The sequence below is a fragment of the Spirosoma aerolatum genome (assembly GCF_002056795.1).
Classification (GTDB): domain Bacteria; phylum Bacteroidota; class Bacteroidia; order Cytophagales; family Spirosomataceae; genus Spirosoma; species Spirosoma aerolatum.
In genome coordinates this window covers 7237966-7258588 of sequence record NZ_CP020104.1, presented here as the reverse complement: position 1 = coordinate 7258588, position 20623 = coordinate 7237966, and the positions used below count along the sequence as shown (strand labels likewise).

Annotated in this window: 21 protein-coding genes; 4 read left to right on the top strand and 17 right to left on the bottom strand. The window is 47.8% G+C overall.

Translation table 11 applies throughout. The features are described 5' to 3' along the window. Positions 1 to 3: 3 nt before the first annotated feature. The 6 genes from B5M13_RS30310 to B5M13_RS34320 all read right to left on the bottom strand — a co-directional run bounded on the left by B5M13_RS30310 (position 4) and on the right by B5M13_RS34320 (position 5212). Positions 4 to 759 carry an SDR family NAD(P)-dependent oxidoreductase gene (locus B5M13_RS30310; protein ID WP_080059215.1) on the bottom strand — a complete coding sequence of 252 codons (756 nt, stop codon included), beginning with the start codon at positions 757 to 759 and terminating at the stop codon, positions 4 to 6. Positions 760 to 896: 137 nt separating this feature from the next. Then, positions 897 to 1454 (bottom strand): helix-turn-helix domain-containing protein, encoded by a 558-nt coding sequence (locus B5M13_RS30305; protein WP_080059214.1) that lies wholly within the window; start codon positions 1452 to 1454, stop codon positions 897 to 899. Positions 1455 to 1601: 147 nt separating this feature from the next. Next, positions 1602 to 2351 carry an IS21-like element helper ATPase IstB gene (gene istB / locus B5M13_RS30300; RefSeq protein ID WP_080055049.1) on the bottom strand — a complete coding sequence of 250 codons (750 nt, stop codon included), beginning with the start codon at positions 2349 to 2351 and terminating at the stop codon, positions 1602 to 1604. An 18-nt stretch (positions 2352 to 2369) separates the two neighbouring features. Then, positions 2370 to 3923: an IS21 family transposase gene (istA, locus tag B5M13_RS30295; RefSeq protein WP_080059213.1), complete on the bottom strand. Its 1554-nt coding sequence runs from the start codon at positions 3921 to 3923 to the stop codon at positions 2370 to 2372. A gap of 193 nt (positions 3924 to 4116) precedes the next feature. Next, positions 4117 to 4929, bottom strand: coding sequence for a transposase (locus B5M13_RS30290; RefSeq protein ID WP_245859568.1), 813 nt, complete (start codon positions 4927 to 4929; stop codon positions 4117 to 4119). 28 nt (positions 4930 to 4957) lie between these two features. After that, a complete protein-coding gene (locus B5M13_RS34320; protein WP_245859566.1) occupies positions 4958 to 5212 on the bottom strand; it encodes a transposase in 255 nt (84 codons plus the stop codon). Between the two features lie 245 nt (positions 5213 to 5457). Between B5M13_RS34320 and B5M13_RS30285 the strand changes: the two genes are divergently transcribed. Further along, positions 5458 to 6273, top strand: a complete 816-nt coding sequence (locus tag B5M13_RS30285; RefSeq protein WP_245859565.1) for an IS110 family transposase — start codon at positions 5458 to 5460, stop codon at positions 6271 to 6273. Between the two features lie 268 nt (positions 6274 to 6541). Here the strand turns inward: B5M13_RS30285 and B5M13_RS33645 are convergent, their stop codons facing one another. The 5 genes from B5M13_RS33645 to B5M13_RS30270 all read right to left on the bottom strand — a co-directional run bounded on the left by B5M13_RS33645 (position 6542) and on the right by B5M13_RS30270 (position 11253). Further along, a complete protein-coding gene (locus tag B5M13_RS33645) occupies positions 6542 to 6679 on the bottom strand; it encodes a hypothetical protein (RefSeq protein ID WP_155297355.1) in 138 nt (45 codons plus the stop codon). 179 nt (positions 6680 to 6858) lie between these two features. Beyond that, positions 6859 to 8895, bottom strand: a complete 2037-nt coding sequence (locus tag B5M13_RS30280; RefSeq protein WP_080059212.1) for a hypothetical protein — start codon at positions 8893 to 8895, stop codon at positions 6859 to 6861. 191 nt (positions 8896 to 9086) lie between these two features. Further along, the gene (locus B5M13_RS34315; RefSeq protein ID WP_245860110.1) at positions 9087 to 9173 is read right to left on the bottom strand and encodes a hypothetical protein; all 87 of its coding nucleotides are present in this window, start codon (positions 9171 to 9173) and stop codon (positions 9087 to 9089) included. Positions 9174 to 9243: 70 nt separating this feature from the next. Then, on the bottom strand, positions 9244 to 9966 hold the full coding sequence (gene ccsA / locus B5M13_RS30275) for a cytochrome c biogenesis protein CcsA (RefSeq protein ID WP_080059211.1): 723 nt from the start codon (positions 9964 to 9966) through the stop codon (positions 9244 to 9246). 903 nt (positions 9967 to 10869) lie between these two features. After that, positions 10870 to 11253: a winged helix-turn-helix transcriptional regulator gene (locus B5M13_RS30270; protein WP_080059210.1), complete on the bottom strand. Its 384-nt coding sequence runs from the start codon at positions 11251 to 11253 to the stop codon at positions 10870 to 10872. Between the two features lie 81 nt (positions 11254 to 11334). On the opposite strand from B5M13_RS30270, the gene B5M13_RS30265 reads away from it, so the two are divergent. Continuing rightward, the gene (locus B5M13_RS30265) at positions 11335 to 12081 is read left to right on the top strand and encodes an SDR family oxidoreductase (protein WP_080059209.1); all 747 of its coding nucleotides are present in this window, start codon (positions 11335 to 11337) and stop codon (positions 12079 to 12081) included. Here the strand turns inward: B5M13_RS30265 and B5M13_RS30260 are convergent. From B5M13_RS30260 to B5M13_RS30240, 5 genes are all read right to left on the bottom strand, one after another. Continuing rightward, on the bottom strand, positions 12046 to 12525 hold the full coding sequence (locus tag B5M13_RS30260) for a carboxypeptidase-like regulatory domain-containing protein (RefSeq protein WP_317046962.1): 480 nt from the start codon (positions 12523 to 12525) through the stop codon (positions 12046 to 12048). The genes B5M13_RS30265 and B5M13_RS30260 overlap by 36 nt on opposite strands. A gap of 62 nt (positions 12526 to 12587) precedes the next feature. After that, positions 12588 to 13409 carry a DUF4198 domain-containing protein gene (locus B5M13_RS30255; protein WP_080059207.1) on the bottom strand — a complete coding sequence of 274 codons (822 nt, stop codon included), beginning with the start codon at positions 13407 to 13409 and terminating at the stop codon, positions 12588 to 12590. A gap of 291 nt (positions 13410 to 13700) precedes the next feature. Further along, on the bottom strand, positions 13701 to 14603 hold the full coding sequence (locus tag B5M13_RS30250; protein ID WP_080059206.1) for a hypothetical protein: 903 nt from the start codon (positions 14601 to 14603) through the stop codon (positions 13701 to 13703). Between the two features lie 10 nt (positions 14604 to 14613). Next, positions 14614 to 17112 (bottom strand): Hsp70 family protein, encoded by a 2499-nt coding sequence (locus B5M13_RS30245; RefSeq protein WP_080059205.1) that lies wholly within the window; start codon positions 17110 to 17112, stop codon positions 14614 to 14616. Positions 17113 to 17123: 11 nt separating this feature from the next. Next, positions 17124 to 17426, bottom strand: a complete 303-nt coding sequence (locus B5M13_RS30240) for a hypothetical protein (RefSeq protein ID WP_080059204.1) — start codon at positions 17424 to 17426, stop codon at positions 17124 to 17126. Between the two features lie 194 nt (positions 17427 to 17620). Here B5M13_RS30240 and B5M13_RS30235 point away from each other — a divergent pair, with 194 nt between their 5' ends. Next, a complete protein-coding gene (locus B5M13_RS30235; RefSeq protein ID WP_080059203.1) occupies positions 17621 to 18658 on the top strand; it encodes a M48 family metalloprotease in 1038 nt (345 codons plus the stop codon). 465 nt (positions 18659 to 19123) lie between these two features. Further along, positions 19124 to 19393 (top strand): hypothetical protein, encoded by a 270-nt coding sequence (locus B5M13_RS30230; protein WP_080059202.1) that lies wholly within the window; start codon positions 19124 to 19126, stop codon positions 19391 to 19393. Positions 19394 to 19592: 199 nt separating this feature from the next. Here B5M13_RS30230 and B5M13_RS30225 read toward each other — a convergent pair whose 3' ends face one another. Beyond that, positions 19593 to 20516 (bottom strand): YihY/virulence factor BrkB family protein, encoded by a 924-nt coding sequence (locus B5M13_RS30225; protein ID WP_080059201.1) that lies wholly within the window; start codon positions 20514 to 20516, stop codon positions 19593 to 19595. Positions 20517 to 20623 lie beyond the last annotated feature (107 nt).

Below are 20623 nucleotides of genomic sequence, written 5' to 3'. Positions count from 1 at the left end.
CGGTTAATGATGGGTAAATCCCCCATCGACATTGATGGTTTGGCCCGTCACAAAATCACTTTCATCCGACGCCAGAAACACGATGACGCCGGCTACATCGTCAGGCTTCTGCCGACGTTTGATGATTTGTCCATCCAGCACCAGCTGCTGAATGGAGCTCACTGTTTCGGGGTCGGCCATTTGCTGCACGCCCTCCGTTACTGTTAGGCCTGGTGTAACGCAGTTCACATGAATGCCGCTACCCGATAACTCACGAGCCAGGGCCCGGGTAAAGGCCAGAATAGCCCCTTTCGAGGTGACATACGGCAGCAGCATCGGGGTGCCGGCCCAGACTGTATCGGAGGAAATGTTGATGATCTTCCCATTCCCCTGCTGGCGCATAGAGGGGATCACCGCTTTACTACACAGCCACATGCCTTTCACATTGGTCGCCATGCCCCGATCCCAGCTCGCTTCCGAAACCTGATCAAAGGGCGTCAATGGAGGGATTAGGGCCGCATTATTGATCAGGATGTCAATTCGACCATAACGCTGCAAGACTTGGGCAACCATCGCTTCTACCTGTTGCGGCAGGGTTACGTCGGTCACTATTTCCAGGGCTTGCCCCCCAGCTTGCTGTACTTTGGTCAGCGTATCGGCACAGGATAGGATGTCGATGGCTACTAGTTGGGCGCCCTCACCAGCGAGTGCCAGGCAGTACTGCTGGCCGATACCACGGGCTGCTCCCGTCACAATAGCCACTTGGTTTTTGAGTCGCATGTTCGTCTTCATGTTAAGCGTACTAGGCTCTGACGGCTACCCAATGGCCGATCCACTCGTAGCCACGAGCCAGAATGCATACCCAAAAATAGAAGGCGGCTAGGCAGCGGAATTGGTAAAAAAAGGACTTTCTCAGCTTAACTCCGTAAGTCAACCCGCTGCTGATAAAGTAGATCCGTTAAACCCAGTTGTTTCTCGGGCGACTGTGCCTCCAGCTGGTGAAAGTCAATCGGGGTTAAGCCCGTAAAGTCTTTGTAGTCTTTAGCTAAATGCTGATAATCACAATAGCCACACTGGAGCGCAATGCTTAACCAATCCGCCTGAGGGAACCGGTTCTTGCGGTTAAAGGCCTGGTTAAAGCGAATGATGCGGGCGTAGGTCTTGGGATTGACCCCGGTGCTTTCGTAAAATTTTCGTTTAAATTGTTTGGTCGACAAACAGGCCTGATCCGCCCAGCTATCCAGCTTGCCCATCCCGCCGGTTCGCATCATCTGTCGGCTGACCCCACTGAGGACCCATCGATCCTGTCGCATCTGGCCAAGTAGCTGAAAGGCATAGGCTTCAATAATGGCGATCAACTCTGCATGATCCCGTGCCTGCTGAAGTCGTTCGAGAATTTCTCTCGTTTTGGCCGAGAAAATAACGGAAGCGTCCAGGTGCTGATTCGTCAGTTGATAAGCGGGTATGCCCGTCAATTGAAATAGTGCTGTTGGTTGAAAAACGTGTGTATTTCGGAGATAGTGACCAGGCGATTCCGTAGCAAATTGACCACCTAGTTGACTCGCAAACGACCCGCGAAAAGAGGCTGTAGAAGCGGTGGTAAAACTACGGTTATTTTCCCTTTATTGATAACTGATTTCTACTTGCGGTTTCCGTTTCCGGCGCATGGATTCGCCGGTCAACTCCAGCCGATGTGCATCATGTACCAGCCGATCCAGGATAGCATCGGCAATGGTTTTTTCCCCAATCACTTCATGCCATTTGCTGACCGGTAGTTGAGAGGTGATAATGGTCGAACTCTTGCCATGCCGATCTTCGATGATTTCCATTAACGCAGCCCGACTCTGGGCATCAAACGGCTGAAGCCCGAAGTCGTCCAGTATCAGTAGTTGTTGACGCTCGATTCGAGTTAACTCTTTCAAATACGATCCATCGGCTTTGGCCATTTTTAGCCGAGCAAATAGTTTAGGCGTACTGGCATACAGGACCCGATAACCCAGAATGCAGGCTTGATGACCTAACGCCGATGCGATATAGCTTTTGCCAATGCCGGTACTACCCGTAACCAGCAACGTTTCATTGCGTTTGATGAAGTTGCAGTCGGCTAACCGTAACAATTGATTGCGGTCCAGATTCCGTTCCGTTTGGTAAGAGAGTTCCTCAATAGAGGCTTTATAGCGGAAACGGGCATTGACAATCTGGCGTTCGATCCGCCGATTCTGTCGATCATCCCATTCAGCTTCAATCAGATAGGCGATCATCTCATCAATCGTATACCCGATGGGCTGGCCACTTTCCAGACTAGTTTTGAAGGCCTGGAACATGCCAAACATCTTCATTTTACGCATTTTCTCTAAGCTATTGTTGTTCATTGGTGCATTGATTTAGGGTTATTGATAGTAGTTCTCTCCGCGGATGTTCTCGTGAGTAGGCATGGTGGGTTGTTCAGCTAGAAGTTCGTCTTCATCATAGTTATCCATCCCCTTTTCCAAGATGGCCTGGATGGTTTTGTAGTTGTAGAGGCCGAAGCCTAACGCCCGCCGACAGGCGTTGGTGAGCCGCTCTTTGCCTACCTTACTGGCCAGACTCAGGATGCCCATACAGGAGCGATAGGCCTGTTCAGGATGCTGACGACGTTCCATCACTTTGAGGATGTAGAGCCGCACATCCTCGTGGATATCAGCCGCCCAGTCGACAAAACGCTCGGGCGACCAATCCGTTACGAAGCGATGAGTAGCGGCCAGATGTTCTTTGTCGGTGGTGTAACTGTAGGGACGATATTGCCGTCGATGTAGGGCCACGCGTTGATAGCGGACAAAAATCTCCACCGTAGAGCTGGAATAAAGCAGTTTGACCTTTCGGCCAACGTAGCGATAGGGTACACTATAATAGTGCTTATCAGCCCCTAAACACACATGCCCATTTTTCATCACTGTGGCATGGGATTGCTTTTTGAACTCGTAGCGTAGCAGGGGTAAAGGTGCGAGTACTTCGCGTTCAACTTCGTCAAATTGAAGTCGACGACTATAGTTGCGCCCTTTCATGGGTCGGCTATTATGTTGCTCTAAGAGAGCTAGTATAGCCTCATTGAGCTCGGTTAATGAGTGAAAGCGCTGTTTTCGTAGCGGTGCATAGATCCGATTATAGACAATCTTGACCGCCCCTTCGACCAGGGCTTTATCCCGTGGTCGATAAGCTCGGGTGGGTAAAATAGTAGTGCCGTAGTGGTCGGCAAAGTCGGCAAACGTCTCATTCAGAGTCGGTTCAAAGCGACTGCTTTTGGTGACGGCCGTTTTGAGATTGTCGGGAACGATGGCGGCTGGTACACCCCCACAATAGTGCAGCGCGTTTTCGCAAGCCGCAATGAAGTCTTCTTTTTGCTGACTCATTACCGCCTGCACATAGGTCAGTTGACTAGCGCCTAGAATGGCGATGAAGACTTCAACGGGCTTTTCTTCCCCCGTTGTTAAATCGACTAGACTCAACTTAACACCCGCGAAATCGACAAATAGTTTGTCGCCTGCTTTATGATCCAGATGCATCACGGGTTGTACCCGAGCCTTCCATTGGTTATAGTAAAAACAGAACTGGGTGTAGTGAAAGCCATCAGAATGGTCATTGCGGTAAGCTTCCCACAACATCAGTCGAGTGACTCCCTTTCGTTTGAGTTCTTTATCGACCTGAGGCAGGTAAGCTTGCAGAATAGTCAAGCGTGGATCGAGCTTGGGCTCAGGGGTCTTGCCAAATAAGTCTTCCAGATCCTTGTCGGTCAGGGTACGGATATCTTCATAGGTAAGTCCACTAGCGGCCAGGGCGGTCAAATAACGCTTGACAGTGTTCCGGGAAACACCAATTTGGGTGGCGATGGAGAGTTTGCTACGTCCCTGGCTAAATAGCCGAAAGATGTGTCGAATCTTGCTCATGCTGATTGTCGAGTTAGCCATACGGGTTTGGAAGTTGGTAGTTCATCTTCCAAAAGTATGGGTACTTCTACAGCCAGCTTTTCATCAAGACGAGGTGGTCAGTTTAGGCCGAAATCACCTGGTCAATTAGTCGCGGAATCGGGTGGTCAGCTTGTACCGAAATCAGATGGTCTCTATCTCCGAAATCTCCACCAAGGCTCGACGATAGAAGGGATCATAGGCCGTCCGAATAATTTGGCGGCATTGCCGCGGTGGCGGACCACCTCTTGGGAACGCAGCTGGATTTGAGGGGGCACTGTTGACAGTCTTGATAAGCTGCTCGATACACCTTCAGCCAGCCCCCATCCTCGTTCTTGTCAAACGTCTTAAACACTAAATGCTTGCCCACCGAGCAGGTAAAGTGATCTGCTTGAGGATGATAGGAAAAGCCTTCGATTTGGGATTTATAGTGACCGAAGACAGGTATCCATCCGGTGATGTTCCACCCTTCCAGTAAAGCATAATTAGCACTATTGGAGTAGCCAGTATCAGCCAGTATTTCTTCAAGGCGTAGCTCATTATGAGCCAACCGTTGTTGAAGCTTCAAGGTAATGTCAGGTAGGTTCTGGCTATCTCGACCATCGGCAAAATCGGCCTGCACATGACTGATGACGCCTTCGGCGGTATCAACCGCCAAGCTACAATGGTAATTGAGTTTACGAGCTTTGCCCGACGGTCCGCCGCTGCGGCTTGATGGAAATACGGGCATCGGGATCGGCAGGACTGTAATGGGTTTTACGGTCCGCCGTTGCGGTTGCTGAGTAACTTGGCCTTTTCGTTGCCAGCCCCTAGAGTTTTTGGTGCGCTCTTCAAGTTTTGCTGGCGCTTTTTTAACTGTCTTAACTGGTTGATCGGCAGCACTAATTACAGATGCAGCTTGACGGGGGCTGAGTGTGGCTATAGAAGTTACTGACTCATGCTGATTTTCAACCGACTGAACCAGCCTAGGACCAGGTAAATTGGGTTGTTTTTCGAGCAGTCGTTCCATCGACGCATTGGCTTTAACCGGGGCTGAGTCAATGGCAACCCGCCGACCTGCCACCGCAGCGGCGGACCGTCATATTGTTGGCCACGCATAGAGTGAATACTTTGTCAAATAGTAACTCAAAGAGTGCTTCCGGGTAGAGTTGGCGGGTACGGCTCAATGTGGAGTGCCAGGGTAATGGCTCATCCAGGTTATAGCCCAGGAAATACAGCATATCCAACCGCAGAGAGCAATGCTCGACTAACTTTCTGTCAGAGGTAATATTCTCCAGGCAACCGATCAGCATGAACTTAAACCGGGCCGCCCTTTAGGTTTGAGGGCTGGTAATCTTCCAAGAATTGGTAAGTTGCCAGCAGTCAACCAGAGTGGGGCTAACCTAACGGGTCGCCGAGGAAAGACCTATGCTCCGATTCAGGTTCCCACTCTGATGAACTTGCATCGACTCAGATAGAAAGACGGGTTCGCGGCCCATTACAAGGGTTTGAGTGAAGGCAGGTTCGATTGACTGATGGATCAAAACTAAATTGTTTTATGGACTTTCTCCACTACATCGGTATCGACATTGCCAAGGCTACATTAGATTGGGCCGTTTACAACCGACAAGGTTCCTTACTCCATTTGCACACGCCAAACACGGTGGCTGGTATCAAACTAGCCCTTCGCCAACTGAAATCAGTACCGGGTTGGGATATAACTCAAGTCGTATTTTGCATGGAGCACACGGGAATATATAATGCGCATCTGTTGGAATTTCTTCATAAACTACGACTGCCGATTTGGCTGGAAAGTAGTCTGCAAATCAAGCAAGCGGGTGGTATGCAGCGGGGTAAAAATGACACTGTTGATGCTTACCGCATTGCCGAATATGCTTATCGTTTTCGTGATCAAATTCGCCTGTGGCAGCCTCCTCGCCCTGTTATTCAGCAGTTAGCGTTTCTAAGTGCTGCTCGCCAGCGTCTTATTCAAGCATATAATCTGTTGGCTGGTCCCCTAGCTGAACAAGATTCATTTATCAATCCCCTTTTACAAAAGCAACTCCAGCGCAGCTCCCGTAAGTCATTAATCGCCCTCAAGGACGAACAGAAGGCCATCGAACAGCAGATCAACAAACTTATTCAAAACGATGGCCGACTTAAAGAACTCTTTGAGTGGATTGTTTCTGTACCTGGTATTGGCTCGACAACCGCTACAGAAATCATTGTTGTGACGAACGAGATGACTACGATTACTGATCCTAAACAAATGGCTTGTCACGCAGGAGTAGCCCCCTTCGAGTACCGCTCAGGAACAAGTATCCGGGGCAAGACTAGAGTTAGTCATCAAGCCAGGAAACGCTTGAAAGCGTAGTTCCATCTAGGGGCTATGTCATGCATACGAACGGAAGGGGAACTGCGTACCTATTACCAGCGTAAAGTGGCCGAAGGCAAGAACAAAATGTTAGTATTAAATGCCATTCGAAACAAGCTCATTCACCGAGTGTACGCAGTGGTTCGACGAAAGGAGAAATATGACAAAACTTATGTCTCAACGCTTGCATAGATCATAGAAATCGGAGCGGAATACGACTGGGTCAATCGACGGGTTGCCAGTATGGCCCTAGAGCTGTTTAGTGGCCTCATAGATGAAGCCGGGCTGCCGGAGCAGTCAGATCGAGCGTCTCTTTTAACCGGCGGTAGAGGTTGTGCTCAGGGATGCGGCTGGACAGCTGAAAATTGGTAATGCATTTATCGGTATAGTCTTTTCGGCCTTGCATCCCTGAAGATACAGAAAAGGCCATTTATATTCCTAAGCAGGGTTGTGCAACAGCCACGAGGGTATTTTGATACGGCGTAACTTCCGTCTATTTTGTTCGCTTAAACTTAAAATACGCTCCTACACCAACCCCGAGAGGATCTTCCCATGGGTGTGGTGCAGGAGCGTATAACGCCTTGCTTAATGGATCTTGATGACTTTCACCGTTTGAGATTGATGCGCAGTCTGTACCTTCACCAGCTGCACACCCATTCCCGCACCTAAAGGAACACTGACTCGCACCCTATCCGGGGACCAGTCCAACCGTTGCTGATGAGCAGAGCGACCTTGAGCATCCAGCACCGATACCTCCACCCAACGCCCGACCACGCCCTGAATCGCCAACTCCACCTGCTGACCTTGCACCGGATTGCCCAACACCGTCACCTGTAAGGATGGAGAAGGCTCCTCGCCCGCCCGACGCGCACTGCTACCACAAGCCGAAAGCCAGTTGTAATTGTAGACGGAGGTGGCCCCATCCTGCTGAGCAATCAGGGTCAACAGCGGTTGGTCAGTCGATAAGGTCTGGGTGTAAGGACCAGCCTGGGTGGTGATGTAGCCATTAGTCATCGCCAGCACGATCGGATCGCCCGTCAGTCCCGTATACTCCGGAGTAAACGTTACCTGCCGTTGAGTACCCCCTAGATTCTGACAGCCACTCGTGGTCACGCTAACCAACGCAAAGGACTGAGTGGGTGGAGTGATCCCATTCACACTGAGTTGGAAAGTAGTCGAGATAAATAATCCTCCTGGATCAACCGCCGTTACACTGATGGGAAAACTGCCTGTGCCGGAGGGCGTACCACTAATAATAGTCCCAGTTAGGGTTAGGGGCGAGGGCAGGCCGGATACGGTAAATGTTAAGGGATTTCCATCTGGATCGACAAAGTAGTTAGCCAAGCTAAGTTGATAGGCTTGCCCTGGCTGGGCCATTTGGGGGGGAATACCGGTCGTAGTCGGTTGCTGATTGGACGGCCCTACCGTACAGGCATCCAGCCAGCGGTAGTTATAAATGGCCGTGTTGCTTCCTTGTTGGGCGATAAAGGTGAGAATGGTCTGATTAGTAGATACCTGAAGGGTATAGGGGCCAGGCTGATCGGTGATGAAGTTATCGTAAGCAATAGCCAGGGTAATCTTCTCGCCCGTCAGGCCCGTATATACCGGGTTCAACTTGATCAGTCGATGGGCGTTATCAATCGGCTGACAACTGATCAGGTTGATGGTGGAAATGGCGAAGCTAGTGGGTGATGGATGAACCGTGAGAGTAATGGGCACCCAGGCCGATTCTGGCTGACCATTCGACGCGTTAATAGTCAGGTTCATCACTCCACTGGCTAGAGGAGTACCGACGATGGATGGGGGATAAGTCAAATAGGATGTACTCAATCCATTAGCTGGTAGCTGGGGCGAGGTGTAGAACGTGCCGTTAGAAGACAATAGGACAGGTATTTGGTAGGTAAATGGCACCCCCGCCGTGGCGGTTAGACTGATGGGCGTGGGGTCCGTAACGGTGATGCTGATGGGTACCCAGGCTGCATGCGACTGTCCATTCGACATGTTCGACGAGTTGATGGTTAAGTTCATCACTCCTGTGGCGTTGGGCGTGCCACTAATGGAAGGCGGATAGGTATCATAAGACAACCCCAATCCATTAGCTGGTAGCTGGGGCGAGGTGTAGCCCGCATTATTTTCGTGTATTAAAACCGGTATCTCATAGGTAAACGGCACGCCAGCCGTAGCCGTCAGACTGATGGGGGTAGGTGGATTAACTGTGATGGTAATAGCCACAGAGGCCGATTCTGGCTGACTGTTTACGGTAAGATTGGCATTGATGGTCAGGTTCATCACGTCTGTGGCGTTTGGTGTACCAACGATGGATGGAGGTAATGTTTCGTAAGATATGCTCAATCCATTACCCGGTAATTGTGGTGAGGTGTAAATCGTGCTAATGTAGGGCAGTAAGGCCGGTAACTGGTATTGAAACGGCACCCCAGCGGTAGCCGTCAGGCTGATGAGGGCGGGGACGATAGCCGTATTGGGTTCATGAAAATACGTTGTCGACTGACTTGTATGCGTCTTAGTTAAGGGAAGCCTATCCTCGGCCTGCAAATTCCAGCAGACCAGTAGCAACAAGGCGATCAACCAACCGAGCCTCTGAGTAGAAGTATGGGTAGACATAACATGAGTGTTTAAGACGATTATGATAGCCACTAATACTACTAAACTATTGGCATTAAGCTTCTTACATATGAGTAAATGGTACTTATTTTATTGACTAGCCCATGTCCGTACTACCATTTTATAAAACGCCCGAAATACGGATACGTCAATCTTTCCTCGTCTCACTTTGGAGCCTTTTATGAGAAACATTAACTATGAGTTCGTTTCTTAATTTTACTGACTCGATGACCAATCCCAACCAGATACACTAACCAGCCGAATAGGACAATACTCATCACCGCTATAACTACCCATATCTTACCATCCTGGCGTAATAATTCCGTTAACTGATCCATAAAAAGCTATTTATAAGTTTGGCGTATTTTGTACATCGGATGACTGCTTTGTGGAGGCCTTGTTCAGGTCGTCTTGCTCATCGAGCAGCGTTTCCAACCGGCGTAATCTGACCCGAAGCTGAGTAATCCAAAAACCCAGTAAAGTGAAGCCCACAAAAGCGGGTCTGATGATGCGCTTGATGGAATTATCGGCATCGTATTGGTTAAACCCTGGATTCCCTCCGTTACCAGGATGCAATGAATCTGTCAATCGGGGTAAGATGAGAATGAGCGGAATGAAAACAGCAAAGGCAAAAATGTTATAAACGGCTGATATCCTGGCCCGACGCATCTCATCATCCACTGGCCCCCGTAACACAAAATAGGCCAGGTACAACAGCATGCCCACGGCTACTCCATTGGTTTTAGGATCGTTAGGCCACAAATCGCCCCAAGCGAAATAGGCCCACACGGAGCCAGTAATACAGCCTAACACCCCAAATAAGAGAGCCGTGTTGGCCAGCTCAACCGAAATAAGATCGTCATCCAGCTTTCCTTTTCTTAGATAGCGGATCGCCATGATGGCCGATGCGAACAGCAAGATCATCATGGCGATCCAAAGAGGGGGATGGAAGAATGTATTGCGGATGGCTTCGTGTAAAATGGGCAATTTGGGCACCGGGCTCATCAACCCCGCGATGAAGACATAGGCCAGAATCAGAATGGTTAAGGCTTTCCACCAATGCTTAAGCATAACACAAAAAGTATTTTTATAACAGAGTGTTACACTTGTGTTTCCTACTGTGGGAGGTGGCTTATTGCCCTATTCTTGACTTGCACCTGACACTTTACCCGTTAAATTGTGGCAAGTTTACTATTTACTGACACGCCGAATTAACGAGTAGATACATGAAAACGCTCCTTCGTCTCAAGATGGAGCGTTTAATGAGACGGAACGTTTTATAAACTATCAACGCCAGTTGGTAACATACGTGGTTCGTTTTCTAAAACTATGGGATGCTCAGTTTGAAAAGCAATCCTTCATAATTTTAGAAATGTAAAAAGATCACTCTACTCTCAAACAATTTCATTTAGCCCTAGTTTAGTTTGTGTATTTCGCTCGAAGTAGCCTATACTCACTTGAACGCGGGTCTAGAACTATACACAGAGCGAAACCCAAAGCCAGGTGACTTTTTCGTCGTCTGGCTTTCTTTTGGCCTCCTGAAATAATCCTACATCTTCATTTTAGACGATAAAAGCCAAAACTATATTGCGTTATTTATTAGAATAAGTCAATTCTAACTTCTCGCCACTTATCGTTCGTTTTAAGTGGTTTATCCCCATAAATCGACGCTTGACCAGTTTTTCTTTGCGGACTTGGTTACTTCCCCTCATCTTTGTAGCACATTCACAAACAACAAAGACAATGAACACTAAATTAATGCACATCAACCGCCCGGCTCGGCCCCGTATTATTGAAGTAGGTGGCCCCTTAGTGGGTCTCCGTGGCCGGACGATTTATCGGATGCGAACTCGCTAACTGAGCTCCCCCGAAGCGGCAAGCTCCCCTAAGTGGGAGCTTTTTTTATGCCTAAGGAAGCCTTTTTTGAGAATGACCTTGTTGGGACTCGAAGGCTCTCCACAACAAATTAAGTTATTACCTATCCTGATTTTTTAGCCGTTCCCGATGCTGCTTACCCCATTTGATCATCTCTAGAATAATGTCACCAAACGAATGGCAGTACTCGGTTGAGTTGTATTCGACACCCACCGGTATGGAAGGGGTTACCGTTCGCTTAATCAACCCATTAGCTTCCATCTCTTTTAACTCCCGAGATAACATACGGGTGGTAATGCCAGGAATACTTCGTTCAATCTCCCGGAAGCGTTTGTTTCCATTGCAAATCGAATTGATGATGGGCAATCGCCATTTACCACCAACAACATAAATCGTATCCTGTAAGGCCTGTACTTCTTGGCGCTGATTTCGAGGATTGGCCAAAATATCCGTGGCTAGTTCAAGTCGCTTGCCGTCATGCATAGTTGGTATACTTGGTTATACTGGTAACAAAGTTATACCAAATCAGTCATACTTTTGCCTCACTCAAAAAAGTTTATAACAATGGATGCACTAACAGGAAAAATAGCGCTGGTGACAGGTGGTAACAGTGGTATTGGCTATGCTACAGCGAAAGAATTAAAGCACCAAGGGGCTCAGGTGATTATAACCGGCAGGCGAAAGGAAGCTGTTGATCAGGCGGCTGCTGAATTAGGGGTTATTGGTATAGTAGCTGATCAAGGGCAGCTAGCTGATATCGACGAACTGGCCAGTATTATAAAAGATAAGTATCAGGCAATTCATATTCTGTTTATTAATGCGGGTATATTGGATGGAGCTAGTATCGAGCAAGCAACTGAAGAAGCCTTCGATCGGGTCATGAGCGTCAATTTTAAGGGGGCTTATTTTACCCTGAGCCGGTTTATCCCCTTACTCAACGACGGAGGATCGGTCGTATTTCTGTCCTCGAATACAGCCAGCATGGATGGGGCCAATTCGTCTATTTATTCATCTAGTAAAGCGGCCTTAAACGCAGTGATGCGAATTGCAGCGGTCGAACTGGCTCCACGCCAGATTCGGGTAAACAGCGTTAGCCCTGGCCCTACTCAAACTCAGATTCTAACCAAGGCCGGATACAGTGATGAGCAATTGGTAAAACTTAATAAGTGGATGCTTGAGCGCATCCCGCTTAACCAAATCGGTAAAGCAGAGGATGTGGGAAAAATGGTGGCTTATTTTAGTAGTGATGCTGCTAGCTTCATTACAGGCGCAGAACTAGTCATGGATGGGGGTATGAGCCTTAAACAGTAAATGGCAGAGCTCATGTGTCGCCCCTGCATGTTGGCCAATAAACAAACCCGGAAACATCCGACAGATTTCCGGGGAATTGCTAATGGGCCGGAGTTCAATATCCAGGCTGCTAATGATCTGTTGGTCGTTAGGGCGTTGAGAGGAAACAACTACCTCGCTTAACTCGACGGATGCCGCTACGAGTTGGGTCTTTACATTAGTAGTTTGATCGTCGGTCACCGTGAATTCGATCACCTGACTTTTATAGCCAACATGAGACAGTCCCACTTGGTAGGGGGCTGCCACCAAGCCATCAAATCGGTATTGGCCTAGCTCATTGGGCAAGGTTGCCTTGCCCAGGCCGGTTAGTTGAACGGTGGCATCACGAATCGGTAAATTCGTGGATTGATCACAAACCGTTCCAAATAGACTTCCAAGGTGAGCGTAAGCAGGTAGGCCAATCAAGAGAAACCAAAGGGGATAAATGCTTTACTTCACGAATAAATGGTTGAAAAATGAGTGATTGTTTAACGGCAACCGAAAGTTAAACTACCCCAATAGCTTTGCCAATCCGCTTGGCTGGTGTCGGTATAGGGCACCATCTGAACCAGGCTAATCATGTTATTCCCGGCTTTGAGCTGAAAACGAACCTGCCCATTGACATCACTGCGTTGCTCTTGTTGGGTAAAATCAGCGGGTGCCGAATTCTTAATTGGTGCTCGATTCCAATAGCGTACCAAAGCCCCAGCTAAAGGCTTATTCTCAAACAGGATGGTAAAACGAAGCGTTGCCCCTGGCTTTAGATTGTAGGGATTTTGAGCCGGTAAAATTTCCAATGGCATGCCTGTATTCAGACTGAACGTCTGATCCTTAGTAGTCAAAGGACCCACCTGGATTAAGGTTTTCACACATCGTCGGTAAAACTCCCGGCTCCGTTTCTGAGTTTGATTATGCTTCTCACGCCATTGGATGACCTGATCTAAGCCATCTTCCTGCAAGTAAAGTAGAAAACTATCAGCCCGCATTTCCAGATATTTATTCGTGTTAGCCAAGGTAATTAAGTGGGTGCCAGATGCGGTTAAGATTAAGGGCACTGATCCATAATGGCCTTTCATAAGCTTTGGTGTGATTTCTTCTTTGGTGGAACCGTTCCAATGCGTATAGTGAATAATTCGATTTTTTTTACCTTCTGAGCGTTCTCCTTGAAAGTGTTCGCCCACGAGCACCTTAATTGGAACAACGTGGTTGGGCTCGGCAAAAAAGGTAGCCGGTTGGAGCCAAAATTCATGGGCTTGGGCCCAAAAAGCGATTCCAAGTATACAGGCTACAAAGAAGTAAATTCGTTTCATGGCTCAAAATTACTGGCTGTCTACCAAAATTAAGCAACTCGTGATTGGTAATGGGTACGCACCGGAACAATTGAATGTTTTTATAAACAAGTGCTTTGTGGCTAATCACCCAAAAGTTGAGGTAATGTAAATCAATAAACTACGATGATAAAATTCACAAATAATGCTCTAATCTTGTGACAGCTTTCGCAATAGCGTTTGTACGATTTCCACTGAATCGGAAAAACAAACTCAAGTCCCGAATTCAACGGCTCACTGGATTAGTTGGTTTTTAGATTTACCCAAACTTTATTAGCGATGACAGTAAAGCGCGGCCTTGGCGAGCATAAATAGCACCCAAAAAATTAGCCAATAATTTCTTGTGCCCTTTTCAGAGTCCGTACTCATCCGAGGTGCTCCGGGACTGAGGTGATAATTATCCCGGTAGATGGCATAGTTGTTTCTAATGGTTTTCTTGAGGTCTTCGTCGCACTTGATACGAACAAGCTGATGAGTGATTTCGTACACAAAATGCCGCTGGGTGTGCTGAACCGCAACCGTATAATTGACCGCATTCACACAAACCTCATTCACAATTCCCCAAAAGGTGTATTCTGGTAAACTGTTCAGGAAGTCGGCCCAATCATCGTATACGATAAAACCAAACGCGGCCGAATCCCGTGCAGAGCTAGGCCGTTCAATAGCGACTTCCAAAGCTACGACAACCTCGTGAATCTGCCCGTAAATCATTCCCAGGATACCATCCTGATGGTGGCTCGGCAAAGCAAACGCAACTGCTAGTGGTTCTCTAGCCTGACTAAACAGATGGTTTTTAAGTAGCCAGGAACAATGTGCCTGCAAGGCACTGGACAGAGTTTGTTGCCAGAATTCGGTTTGATTGCCCCCCCACCGTTTCTCGCTGATGGCTTTAGCCGGAAAAACTTCTTCCGTTGGTCGTTCAAGCCAGGCCAGTAAGGGCTTATCCTGAAAAATAAGGACATGCTCGCTCAGGTTCGATACATCTTTCAACCGATCGATCGCCTTTAGGGCCTCATCTTTGGTATACTGCCTGTCGCCTACCGTAATGCTATAATCGGGAGTCAGGTTGAATTCGGCCAGTATTTTTTTTCGCAACTGGCCTAGCGACGATAGAGTTAGCTCGCTGGGCACTAACTGCAATCCATCTAACAAGTGTAAAGGCGATTGGTAAGCCATAGTCGTAAAATCAGCCCAGGCCGGTACCTTTAATTCTGGTTTCGATCACTTCCGCATTTTTAGTCAGTCCCAGTAAATTCAGAAAAACCCCTCTAAGCTCATCGTAGTTCTGTCGATCCAGCGCTTTTTCGCCCCGTTTGATTTCGGCCTGCGCCCGCTGATAATCTGTGAATTCCTGCGGAGACAAACCGGCATAGATATGAAAGAAATAAACCAGCAAGGTTGGTGTGTAGAGGACTGTGTTGTGGTATACCCGACGGCAATGGGCATACTGCCCTTCGACGCGAAAGTAATTATTTCCGCGCATAGCCTCTGGCTCATTGGCTTTCAATTGCTGAATCTCCTCTCGCTGCTTTGGGGGTATCTCCTGCAACGTATGAAACCAGTTTTGCAACGACTCCATCAGGTCGTAATACCGTTCTTTGGTCCGGATAACCCGGTTGCTTACCGGGCCAGTGGTATATAACTGCCGGGCCAGTTTGCGCTTGGCCTCATCGAGTTGGTATTTCTCGTCGGTCAGCGTATCCGGTTGTGCCTGCCTGGCCTGCTCATGCAATTTGCGGGCCCGGTCCACTAGTTCCTGAAGTTGAGCGGCTGTTTCATATTCCTCATTTTGCAGAGCTTTCTGCAAGTCAACGTCAAGCTGGCCACGTAGCTCCTGTATCTCGTCGCGCAATTTGGTAAGACTCACATAGCGCTGGGTTGGACTGAATACTTCATCAATCTGCTGATCGGTCATGCTCAAATGTAAGCTTACCGACACATCCCGCGACTCACTCATATCGATTTTAAGTTCCACATCCGAACCTTTTACCAGGTCGGCTGGCAGATCGGTGGCCCGCACTTCAATGACGCCAATATTCTTGTTGGTACTGGGGTGTTGAGTGGCATCTCCTTCGAGCAGGTTGATAATGAGGCTTTCGTCCGACCCTTTCCGAATGGTCCGGCTCATTTCCCGATAAATGGTTTTGGTAAGCGGCAACACACTGTTTCGGCTAAAAATCAATTCACAGCGGGTTGCATTGTTCATCAGGTCATCGACTTCAATGCAGATATCTTCCGGTAGCGGCTGGCCATACAGGCTGAACAGCCCATGCGTAATCGAGATGGGTTCAGCCAGAACAGAAACAGGATTGTTATAACCATCATATACGCTGATCGTGAATGTATTGACCCGGTTTGGCAATAGCCCGACAAACTCACCAAAGCGGGCCGTAAGCGGGCGAAGCGTCGTATCGAAACCACCATCAGTCCGAATGATGCGATAAAACAGTCCGTCAATTACCCCATCTGCACTGGCCGAAATGTATTCTTCCAGGTCTCTGGTGGTTTTGTTATAGCCAGTTTGTATCTGAATAGCCGGTACTGAATCGGTCTGCTCAGGCTTCGGTTGAGCTGGTTGCCGGACCGGGGTGCTACCTGCAAAATAAGCGGCTCCAACAGCCACGGCCGTTGTTGGGTCAGCATCGGTATTGACTGGCAGGCCAGTCCGTTGGGCCAGTGTAGTCCGAACGTAGGGTATATAGGTACTCCCCCCAATCAGGATGATTTCGGAAATAGCGTCGGTACTCAGGTTATTCCGCGACATGATTGTTTCCAGCATGCCAACCGTATCGTCGATCCGCTCACGGATAACTGCATTAAACTGCTCACGATCAACAGGGATCAGCAAATCAAGTTCGTCGCCCTCATCGGTTTCAAACGTTACTTCAACCTCGGTTGAGAACCGGGTGGTGAGTTCTTTTTTAGCTTCCTCGGCTTTCAACAGAAGCACATAGTACAGTTTCTCGTAGCGAGCCTTGTGCGTGAGCAACTGACTGGCGATATCCATCTGGCCTGTCTGACGGATTAGTTCGGGCACCAGCACCTCCATAACCAGCGAATGATCGAAATCGACCCCGCCCAGGTAGTTATTCCCCTGGTGGTCCAGCACCCTCATTTCGTTATCTTCAATGCCAATCAGGGCGACATCGAACGTGCCACCGCCGAGGTCATACACTAGCCATTTTCCGGACTCTTTCTCCAGCGTATGCTTGTTAAAGTAGGCCAGCGAAGCCGCAATCGGCTCCTGTAGCAATACCACTTCCCGAAAGCCTGCATCCAAACCTGCCTGTTTAGTTGCGTTGCTCTGAACGGTATCGAAACTGGCTGGTATAGTAATGACAACACTTTCGGGAACTTCGCCCGTATGAATAAAATTTTTGAGCTCTTTCAGCACCAGCGCCGATAGATCAATAGGCGAGATCGTTTCCTGTCGCGATGGGATTGAAAACGTTTCACTCGTTCCCATTTTCCGTTTAAAGCTGGAGAACACGTTGAGGGGGTCTTTCAGGAGCCACTCCCGCGCTTTATCACCCACCCATATACGCTCTTTACGAAAAGCTACGCAACTGGGCAATGTCTCTTTCAAGCCGACAGGGTTCTTGAACACTTCCGCCTGAGATCCCGTAAACCGGGCAATCAGCGAATTGGTTGTCCCCAGATCGATACCAAAATTGATGGTTTGCATGGATAGTGGATTTATACACGCTCAACAATAACGATACCAGCCTGCACAATCTGGCCATGCTGACTAACAATCGGCTTAATTACCTGCGTAATCGTCAGATTATCCATCGATTCGCCAGTAACACTCGCTTCCACATCGGTTCGGGTTTCCGTGTAGCGTTCGCCTTCGGGACTGTGAAATGTGGTACCTAATTCGGCCAGCGACTGCCGGATACGCTGTATATGGCGCAGGTATCCACTCCCCGAATGACCTTCTTTTTGCACCTTCTTTTCGAGCGCGTGTACCTGGTTGGCAATATCAATAAGGGGTTGCATGAAGTACTAATTACATTTTGAAACCGCAAGTTAAAAATAATTGACCTGCAGTCTGCATGTATCCTAAGCAATCAATAAGGTTTATTAATAATGCGGGTATATTTTTTCTGGCCCGTAAACTTGGAATTTCTATAAACTACAGCGAACCGTTTTTTCGTTATTCTGCCGTGTTGAACGATTAACCTAATCTGGTTATGCTTGTGAGAGTGGCTTTCTCCCTACCCATGTTTGTTTTAAGTACGGCTCTGTCGGGGCCATTACTTGCCCAAATTCCTTCTTCTGGTTCTTTTATTTGTAGTTATACAGGTGGCAACGTTAATCCCGAAGTCGTTTGTTCGCCAACTACGAATTCGAATGTACACGCCGAGCGTGTGGTCGACCGGATTTTAAAACCGATTGGCCTGATGCGAAATTTCAAGGTCATCGAATGCTCCAATACCTCCAACTGTTTTGCGACTGTTCTGAAAGGTCAGCGGTTCATCGTGTACGATGGTGCATTCATGCAGGAAATTGAAGATGAAACTGAAACCGACTGGTCGGCTATTAGTATTATGGCGCACGAGATTGGTCACCATTTACAGGGGCATACCATCGACGGGCGTGGTGGGCAGCCTCAAAAAGAGATTGAGGCCGATAAATTTTCGGGCTTTGTGCTGCATCAGTTAGGCGCATCGCTCGATGAATCGCTGGTGGCGGTACGAAAGCTGGGCAACGAACGGGCTACGCCAACCCACCCGGCCAAACCTGAACGGATTGACGCCATTCGTAAAGGCTGGCTGGAGGCCGAAGCAATGTATCCTAAAAGCCGGACACTTGTGAAAACCCCGGCCGCTATGGCCCCCAAACCGATTGTTACTAACGCACCCACTCCCACTTCACGCCCGATTTTGGCCCCCAAAGCGGCTTCACGAGCAACTGTCGGTTGCGTTTCGGGCGACTGTGAAGACGGAACGGGCGTCTTCGTTTATCCTACGGGCGAACGTTATGCCGGTGAATTCGAAGATGGTGATAAACACGGCGAAGGCACTGAATACTACGCTGATGGTAAGGTTAAATACAAAGGTGGTTTTCGCGATAATCTGCGTTGCGATTATGGCGTCTACTTCTACCGAAACGGCGATAAATACGTCGGCTGGTTTCAGAAGAATATGCCCAATGGAAAAGGGACTTACCGTTTTGCGGATGGGGATCAAATTACAGGGAATTTCCAAAACGGCCAGCCAGTACAATAACCCCATCTACGCCTAGAACTGTATGGATCGAGGCTTCCTGCTATTGGCACTTGTCAATGAAGGGAAGCCTCTTCTGCATTACAGGGTTTCGATTTTCCCTCAATCGGTCAACCGCACTATACAAGAAACTTTACAAAACAGATTTGGGTCAGCGATCATCGGCCACTTTTTCAAGGCATAAGGTCATATAATAAATTTACGAAACCTTATTACGCTTTTACCGTCTTTAAGTAGAAATAACAACTAGCTATAAACTCCTTGCGGAAAAGTAACAGACGAAAATTTTGTCGTGATGTTTTCGTTAATTCTATCAGACATAAACTTTTTTAATGTAAAACCCCTTCATATGAGCTGTATAAGTAGAATTTGGCATAATTATAGATTATATTTTCATTAATTAGACAATTTTATCATTAAATAGTTAAATATTTGTTCTTTTTACGAAAATCACCAATAAAATAAGCTATGGGTGCTGTAGTAAAACTATCCATAAAGAATGTAATTGATCTTTGGTTTGCAGAAGAGACCCCCATCCGTCAGTACAGAGCCCGGATGAATCCAAGATTGTGGGAAATGTGTCAGCAAGTCAGTAAAGATTTCGTTGCTCCTTCGGGTCGGCAGTTGCCCGGTCAGTATCGCAAATCAGACAAAGTAGCATTTGCGAAACTCGTCCTGGACCGATTAGAAGACCGCGAAGCGCCTGTCGAAGACGATATGCTTGAGCTGACCTACTAAGGTCGATTTATATCGAAATACTATAGGCTAATCCAGAAAATGTATGATTAGCCCGGTTGCGTAAGAGATTCATTACCTTACTGCGTTGATATCTATTTGTAAATAAATTAGCAGATTTTGATAGTATAAATACACTATATCTGGCCCTAAATCGTAGTCATTACCAACCAATTAAGCCCCCTTTTTACTCATTTTCGCTTCAGTTTCGCTTCAGTTTCGCTGGCTCAACTTCTTTCAACGTATAGGCTACCGCCTGCGACCTCGGTTCACTAATCAGGTGCATCCAATCGCTATATTGACGAGTGAATGAAGCGCCATAGTAGAATATCAGCGACGCATAAAAAATAAACAGAAGCACCAGTATAATAGCTCCCGAATGCCCATACAAGGAACTAAGCTGACTATGAATCAATAGTCGACTGAGTATACTCTCCCCGATTTTGAACAGAACGCTGGTAAAAGCCGCTCCTAACCAAACGGCCTGCCAGGCCATACGGACATCGGGCAAAAACTTGAATAGAATAGCAAACCAGACCATACGAATCAGGACCGACGCAACTACATGACCCAAGTCAGTCATGATCTGGTAATAACTCAAGGCCGAAAGCATCCAATCGGTACTAATCCGGCCTAAAAACTGTTCCAGCGTAACCGATAGCGTAAAGAGAATACCAGAACCAATAATTATGGTTAGAGCCACCAGCTTATTCCGCAGAAAATAGACGAATGGATGCTTCGATCGGCTTTTGACGTTCCAAAGCTGATCCAGAGAATTTTTGACAATCGCAAATAAGGTAGTCGAAGCCAGCAACACTAAAAAAACGCTGAGTACAGTTAGTGAACTGCTCGGTTTAGGTTGCTGTAAACGATGGGAAATTACTTCCAGCTGACGAGCTCCTCTGGGTCCAAACAGATCAGCCAGTTCGTCAAATAGCTGCCCACTTACTCCCTGCGACTGTTCACCGAGAAAAGGGCTTAATAAGGTACTAAGAATGATGACGATGGGAGGGAGTGCGAAAAAAGAAAAGAAAGCCGTGGCTCCAGCCATTCGGATCGGATCGTTGGCCTGCAAGTGCGTGAGAGCACTTTTCAGAAGTTGAAAAATAGGTAAGACTTTTTTCAAGCGACAAGCAGATGATGATCTCGTCTGGAATAACCTTAACTGCCCGAATAAGGTTTTAGAATACAGATTCCATAAGCTACTCTAAAGCAATAGATTATAACGTTCTA

Excerpts from the sequence above, each read along its gene's own strand:
- B5M13_RS34315 (WP_245860110.1), bottom strand. The coding sequence starts at position 9,173 with ATGAGTATTGTCCTATTCGGCTGGTTAGTGTATCTGGTTGGGATTGGT.
- B5M13_RS30235 (WP_080059203.1), top strand. The coding sequence starts at position 17,621 with ATGCTTGTGAGAGTGGCTTTCTCCCTACCCATGTTTGTTTTAAGTACG.
- B5M13_RS30270 (WP_080059210.1), bottom strand. The coding sequence starts at position 11,253 with ATGCATGACGGCAAGCGACTTGAACTAGCCACGGATATTTTGGCCAAT.
- B5M13_RS30250 (WP_080059206.1), bottom strand. The coding sequence starts at position 14,603 with ATGGCTTACCAATCGCCTTTACACTTGTTAGATGGATTGCAGTTAGTG.
- istB (WP_080055049.1), bottom strand. The coding sequence starts at position 2,351 with ATGAACAACAATAGCTTAGAGAAAATGCGTAAAATGAAGATGTTTGGC.
- B5M13_RS30265 (WP_080059209.1), top strand. The coding sequence starts at position 11,335 with ATGGATGCACTAACAGGAAAAATAGCGCTGGTGACAGGTGGTAACAGT.
- B5M13_RS30245 (WP_080059205.1), bottom strand. The coding sequence starts at position 17,112 with ATGCAAACCATCAATTTTGGTATCGATCTGGGGACAACCAATTCGCTG.
- B5M13_RS33645 (WP_155297355.1), bottom strand. The coding sequence starts at position 6,679 with ATGCAAGGCCGAAAAGACTATACCGATAAATGCATTACCAATTTTCAG.
- B5M13_RS30310 (WP_080059215.1), bottom strand. The coding sequence starts at position 759 with ATGCGACTCAAAAACCAAGTGGCTATTGTGACGGGAGCAGCCCGTGGT.
- B5M13_RS30240 (WP_080059204.1), bottom strand. The coding sequence starts at position 17,426 with ATGCAACCCCTTATTGATATTGCCAACCAGGTACACGCGCTCGAAAAG.
- istA (WP_080059213.1), bottom strand. The coding sequence starts at position 3,923 with ATGGCTAACTCGACAATCAGCATGAGCAAGATTCGACACATCTTTCGG.
- B5M13_RS30230 (WP_080059202.1), top strand. The coding sequence starts at position 19,124 with ATGGGTGCTGTAGTAAAACTATCCATAAAGAATGTAATTGATCTTTGG.
- B5M13_RS30285 (WP_245859565.1), top strand. The coding sequence starts at position 5,458 with ATGGACTTTCTCCACTACATCGGTATCGACATTGCCAAGGCTACATTA.
- B5M13_RS34320 (WP_245859566.1), bottom strand. The coding sequence starts at position 5,212 with ATGCTGATCGGTTGCCTGGAGAATATTACCTCTGACAGAAAGTTAGTC.
- B5M13_RS30280 (WP_080059212.1), bottom strand. The coding sequence starts at position 8,895 with ATGTCTACCCATACTTCTACTCAGAGGCTCGGTTGGTTGATCGCCTTG.
- B5M13_RS30290 (WP_245859568.1), bottom strand. The coding sequence starts at position 4,929 with ATGGAACGACTGCTCGAAAAACAACCCAATTTACCTGGTCCTAGGCTG.
- B5M13_RS30255 (WP_080059207.1), bottom strand. The coding sequence starts at position 13,409 with ATGAAACGAATTTACTTCTTTGTAGCCTGTATACTTGGAATCGCTTTT.
- ccsA (WP_080059211.1), bottom strand. The coding sequence starts at position 9,966 with ATGCTTAAGCATTGGTGGAAAGCCTTAACCATTCTGATTCTGGCCTAT.